Here is a 413-nt window from a genome sequence, read left to right as displayed (position 1 = left end):
GCTGACAGCGGCCATCATCGCCCTGGCTGAACGGTTCGGCCGGTATGGCTACCGCCGGATCACGGCCCTGCTGAGACGGGATGGCTGGCATGTGAACGAGAAGCGGGTGTATCGCATCTGGCGGCGTGAAGGGCTGAAAGTGCCAATGAAACAACCAAAGAGAGGCCGTCTCTGGCTGAATGACGGCTCCTGCATCCGGCTGAGGCCGATGCACAAGGGCCATGTCTGGTCCTATGACTTCGTTCAGGACCGCACGCATGACGGCAAGGTGTTCCGCATGCTGTGTGTGATTGATGAGTTCACTCGCGAATGCCTCGCCATTCGTGTCGAACGCAAGCTCAACTCCCGCGATGTCCTAGACACGCTGGGCGAACTGTTCGTGCATCATGGCCCGCCGGAGCATATCCGTTCCG

Annotated in this window: 1 protein-coding gene; it reads left to right on the top strand. The window is 60.0% G+C overall.

The genetic code is table 11. From position 1 onward, the window contains the following. On the top strand, window positions 1-413 hold a 413-nt coding region (locus HY26_RS03530), incomplete at both ends, for an IS3 family transposase (protein WP_146740166.1).

The sequence above is a fragment of the Hyphomonas sp. GM-8P genome (genome assembly GCF_003263315.1).
Taxonomy (GTDB): Bacteria; Pseudomonadota; Alphaproteobacteria; order Caulobacterales; family Hyphomonadaceae; genus Hyphomonas.
Note: the sequence above shows the minus strand (reverse complement) of the source record. Positions and strands in the feature narration are given on the sequence as shown.